Origin of the sequence: Mesobacillus sp., assembly GCF_047739415.1 — a bacterium.
Classification (GTDB): Bacteria; Bacillota; Bacilli; order Bacillales; family Cytobacillaceae; genus Mesobacillus.
In genome coordinates, this window is the sequence record NZ_JBIQOE010000138.1 from 1 (window position 1) to 5078 (window position 5078).

The 5078-nt window shown below is 41.3% G+C and carries 4 protein-coding genes and 1 pseudogene; 2 read left to right on the plus strand and 3 right to left on the minus strand.

Features of this window, described 5'->3' with window-relative positions; translation table 11 throughout:
• Positions 1-181: 181 nt before the first annotated feature.
• Positions 182-952 (minus strand): Cof-type HAD-IIB family hydrolase, encoded by a 771-nt coding sequence (locus ACH0QE_RS10935; RefSeq protein WP_415800713.1) that lies wholly within the window; start codon positions 950-952, stop codon positions 182-184.
• 694 nt (positions 953-1646) lie between these two features.
• Here ACH0QE_RS10935 and ACH0QE_RS10940 point away from each other — a divergent pair.
• Both ACH0QE_RS10940 and rnjA read left to right on the plus strand, forming a co-directional pair.
• Entirely contained in the window at positions 1647-1859 is a 213-nt protein-coding gene (locus tag ACH0QE_RS10940; protein WP_415800714.1) for a DNA-dependent RNA polymerase subunit epsilon, read from the plus strand.
• A 3-nt stretch (positions 1860-1862) separates the two neighbouring features.
• On the plus strand, positions 1863-3530 hold the full coding sequence (gene rnjA / locus ACH0QE_RS10945; RefSeq protein WP_415800715.1) for a ribonuclease J1: 1668 nt from the start codon (positions 1863-1865) through the stop codon (positions 3528-3530).
• Between the two features lie 42 nt (positions 3531-3572).
• Here rnjA and ACH0QE_RS10950 read toward each other — a convergent pair whose 3' ends face one another.
• Together ACH0QE_RS10950 and ACH0QE_RS10955 are read right to left on the minus strand one after the other, a co-directional pair.
• Positions 3573-4514 carry a DUF4349 domain-containing protein gene (locus ACH0QE_RS10950; RefSeq protein ID WP_415800716.1) on the minus strand — a complete coding sequence of 314 codons (942 nt, stop codon included), beginning with the start codon at positions 4512-4514 and terminating at the stop codon, positions 3573-3575.
• Between the two features lie 465 nt (positions 4515-4979).
• Positions 4980-5078, minus strand: a pseudogene (locus tag ACH0QE_RS10955) (flagellar motor protein MotB); the annotation flags it as partial.

The following is a 5078-nucleotide window of genomic DNA, read 5'->3' on the forward strand; positions in this document are numbered from 1 at the left end:
CCAATGGGCTTGAAGCTGTCATAATTACGGCTTATTCTTGACAGCTTTTCTGGTTTACCCCTTCAACCTGTCATAATTCCTACGGTTTCTTGACAGCTTTTTCGTTTTCCTATTATCACTACTGAATATCATCAGGCACATCACATCAAATTTGTTTCGTTTTATCTCGAATTGCAATGATCTAAATCAACTTCAGCTCTTTCAATCCATGCCAGATACCGTCGTCATCTACATCTCGGGTTACTTTATTTGCCAGTTTCTTCAATTCAGGAACAGAATTGCCCATGGCAATCCCCGTACCGACGGCTTGAATCATTTCAAGGTCATTCAACCCATCACCAAAAGCATATACATCTTCCTGTTTGAAACCTAATCGGTCCACCATCTTCTTAATTCCTTCCGCTTTAGACCCTCCTGCTGGCAGAATATCAACAGAGTATGGGTGCCACCTGATAAAGTTAAACTCAGGGTAGGTCTCCCTATAATACTTTTCCTGGCCTTCTTCACAGAACAATAGCGTTTGATAGAGGTCCCGGTCCACATAAAACCGGTCATCATGTTCAGGATGGGCGAACTTCAGGCCTCCCAGGCTTGTTTTGATGTATTCGTGGTGCTTCACTGAGGATTTCATCGTCATATGGTTCATAAAAACGACTGGGTGCCCCTTATCAGCAGCTTCAAAATAAAGTTCTTCTATCTTTCCATTATTCAAAGGATTCTGGTAGATTGGCTCCCCTTCGAACACAACATATTGTCCGTTAAAGCTCACAAAAGAATCAATATCCAGCTCTTCTCTCAGGTATTCAAACATAAATGGAGCCCTTCCTGTAGCGATGGCAACAAAAACCCCATTATTCTTTAATGTTACAATTGCCTCTTTTGTAGAGTCCGGCAAGTTTTTATCATGGTCCAGCAATGTACCATCAATATCAAAAAATACAATTTTACTCATGATCTTCTCCTTCGATGCTTTTCTTGAAAGTATTGTTCTTATTTTTTCCCAACTGCTCTTTTCATAATATTTGTTTAAAACAAAAAGCCTCTTGAACTTATATGTATTAATCACGGTAGTCTATCAAATTCACTGGTGCGTGTACAGAAATAAGAAATGAAAAACTGTGTCAAAACAATGACAATTTATGTCATTCCATCAATAACCATGAAAAAATTTGCTATTTCATCATATAATATAAACAAAAAGATAGGAATTTGAAAAATAATCTTTGCTAAACTTTTCCTTGTTTACTTTACTTTGGACAAGGATAGTTTAAAATAAGAACTAAGGAGATGATCCACTATGTTAAAGAAGCTAAGAAAGAAGCTTTTAAAACAGTGGAAAGATTTGCTTCGAAAAAAAACAATCGCTTAACTTTTTGAGCCCTTCAAACTTGCGAAGGGCTCCTTCCTTATTGTAAATTGGTTAATAGCGGAAAACATGGCAGGATGGATAATAACAATGGTAACATTGTTAATTTTTATATATGGCTGATTTCGAATATTGTTTTGACAGACTTATGCTTTACCTACTTATTTAAGTTCGTCTACCTTTGGATTTTTCAGACCGGGAATCGCATAAACCTGCAAAACGTTTCATCGAAAAATTGCCTATAAAATAGAAAAAGTTAATTTAAGGAGAGAGATTTTTAATGATTTTTAAAGTATACTTCCAGGAATCAAACAAGCAAGTACCAGTTCGCGAGAAAACGCAAACCATTTATGTAAAAGCTGACTCTGAGAGAGATGTACGGACAAAAATAGCTGACCGCCAATATAATATTGAATATGTCGAGGCAGTTGAGGGTAACTATTTTGAGTACGAGAAGCAAAAAGAAGACTTTGAAGTATTGGAGATCGAATAATTTATGAAATTCGTTAAAAATGACCAAACAGCCGTTTTCGCGCTCGGTGGATTAGGCGAAATCGGTAAGAACACCTACGGGGTGCAGTTCCAGGATGAGATCATCCTGATCGATGCCGGCATAAAATTCCCAGAGGATGAATTGCTCGGCATCGATTATGTTATCCCTGACTATTCGTACTTGGTAAAAAATGAAGACAAAATCAAAGGCCTTTTCATTACACATGGCCATGAAGACCACATCGGCGGCATTCCTTATTTGCTGAGGGAAATCAATGTCCCTATTTATGGCGGCAAGCTTGCACTTGGCCTGATCAGAAACAAGCTTGAAGAGCATGGATTATTGCGGAAAGCAAAGTTGATTGAAATCAAAGAAGAAGATATCATCAAGTTCCGTAAAACATCAGTCACTTTCTTCAGGACTACACACAGTATCCCTGATTCATATGGTGTCGTAGTGAAAACGCCTCCTGGGCAAATTGTCCATACTGGGGATTTCAAGTTTGACTTTACACCAGTAGGTGAGCCAGCCAATTTGACCAAAATGGCTGAAATCGGCAAAGAAGGTGTCCTTTGCTTGCTATCGGACAGCACAAATGCCGAAGTTCCACATTTCACGATGTCTGAGCGCCGTGTTGGCGAAAGCATCCATGATATTTTCCGAAAAGTCGATGGGCGGGTCATCTTCGCTACCTTCGCTTCCAATATTCATCGCTTGCAGCAGGTTGTTGAAGCAGCAGTTGCTAACGGCAGAAAAGTTGCCGTATTCGGGCGAAGCATGGAATCAGCTATCAATATCGGACAAGAACTAGGCTATATCTCTGCACCAAAGGATACATTCATTGAGGCGCAGCAAATCAACAGACTCCCTGCTAACCAGGTTACAATCCTTTGTACTGGAAGCCAGGGCGAGCCAATGGCTGCTTTATCAAGGATTGCGAACGGTACACACCGCCAAATCCAAATTCAGCCTGGCGATACAGTTGTATTTTCGTCTTCACCAATCCCTGGTAACACCATCAGTGTTAACAGGACCATCAACATGCTTTCCCGAGCAGGTGCTGATGTTATCCACGGATCATTGAATGACATCCATACTTCAGGTCATGGTGGTCAGGAGGAACAGAAATTGATGCTTCGCCTGATCAAACCAAAATACTTCATGCCAATCCATGGTGAGTACCGCATGCAGAAGATGCATTCGAAACTTGCTACTGATTGTGGAGTTCCTGAAGAGAACTGCTTCATCATGGATAACGGTGAAGTACTTGCTCTTGGCGATAATGAAGTTAGCGTCGCTGGCAAGATTCCTTCCGGCAATGTTTACATTGATGGAAGCGGAGTTGGCGATATCGGAAATATCGTTCTTCGCGACCGCCGAATCCTTTCCGAGGAGGGGCTTGTCGTTGTTGTGGTAAGCATCAATATGAAGGAATTCAAAATTGCAGCAGGCCCAGACCTGATCTCACGCGGATTTGTCTACATGAGAGAGTCCGGTGACTTGATCAACGACGCCCAGAGCTTAATCAATAAGCATTTAAATAAGGTGATGGAAAGAAAAACGACTCAGTGGTCAGAAATCAAAAATGAAATCACTGATACTCTTGCACCTTTCCTTTATGAAAAAACAAAACGCCGTCCAATGATCCTGCCGATTATTATGGAGGTTTAAAAGAAAAACCGTTGCGAATTATTTATCGCAACGGTTTTTTTACTAGCTGTTTGAATCGACATTGTTTTTTTGGCCTGATTTTGTCTTCTTTCTGACAAAATAAATGATTGCTGCCACAATCATGGCTACTAATATGAGGATAGGAAGATTACCTACCAGGAACACGATTATTCCCGAACCAGCTGCTAGCAAGATGTTGATGTTATCAGCAAATTGTTTCTTTATTTTCTGCCAGGTGTTCAGGCTGTCATTATCTATTTTAGGGAATGGCACTTCATTTTCTTGCAGAGTGATGGTTACAGTCGAAAGTGCTGTCTGGTTTTCGAGGAACTTCTTCCTGCCCGCTATTTGTTCAATCTGTTCCTGGACATCTGCTAAATCAGATGAAATTTTCAAAAGATCCTCAGTTTTTTGCGCCTGCTTCATGAAGTCCAACAGTCTGGCTTCAACGGCCTTCTTTGATTTCAACCGAGATTCCAGGTCAACATATTCCTCTGTAACGTCCTGCCCGCTTACGTGGCGATTATTAACTTGAACTGAAAGACCTTCAGCATCATTCAAGAACGCATGAAAATGCTCCTGGGGAATCCTGAACGTCATCGTTCCACTTTGCTGTTCGCCATCATAACGATTTGAATTAGACTGTACAATATATCCATTGTATGCTTTTGCTTTCTGTTCAAGAGCATTACGTGCTTTTTCAAAGTTGATCACTCTGATATCCATCTCGGCATTATAGATGACCATCCGCTGAGCAGCCGCTTCTTCTATCTTTTGGCTGGCTTGACCCTCTGCTTTTGCATCCTCTCCGGAATCTGCTTTATCAGATTCTGAAAAACCAATTTCACCTTCACTAACATTTTCCATGCTAGAATTCCTGTCACCATCAGCACTCATTTTACTATCATCCTGTGACATGCCCCCGCTGCAGCCGCCAAGTAGGAAAACAAACAAAAGAACCATATAAAACATCTTCTTTAACAATGAAAAGCCCCCTTGAAACACTTCTATTTATGAATTTGACGGTAACACTGTTAAAAAGTTACAAATTACCTTGAAAGTGGTTGCCCTCTCTCTTTTTAGGTACATTTTGACCGAAATACCGTTGACGCTCTCATCTCTGGTACATGTTAGCTCTACTTGTGACCGAAATACCAAATTCGCTCTCTTCTCGGGCGCAAGCTCTCCTCTCTGTTAATCACGTCCCAGAATTGCTCCTAATTTAATCAGAACAAAAAGCGCAAGCGCCTCGTTAAGCCCCGACAAGCGCTGGAGGGCCGACCGGTGAAGTCGTTCTTTGACTTCATTGTGCGGACCGAAGCGTCTCGAGGGGCTAGGCGCTGGAGCTGGATTAAGAAAACCTCATGAAGTTATCCACAACTCAAAAATTTTATAGTTTCCTTAACTATAAAAAACCGCCGCCATACAGCTTGGCAGCGGTTCTTCGTCTTATTGTCCCAGATTGTTGCTTGTGCGTGGAAGGATTAAAATCTCAACCCGACGGTTCCTTGCCTTGCCTTCTGCTGTGTCATTCGTGGCGACTGGCTG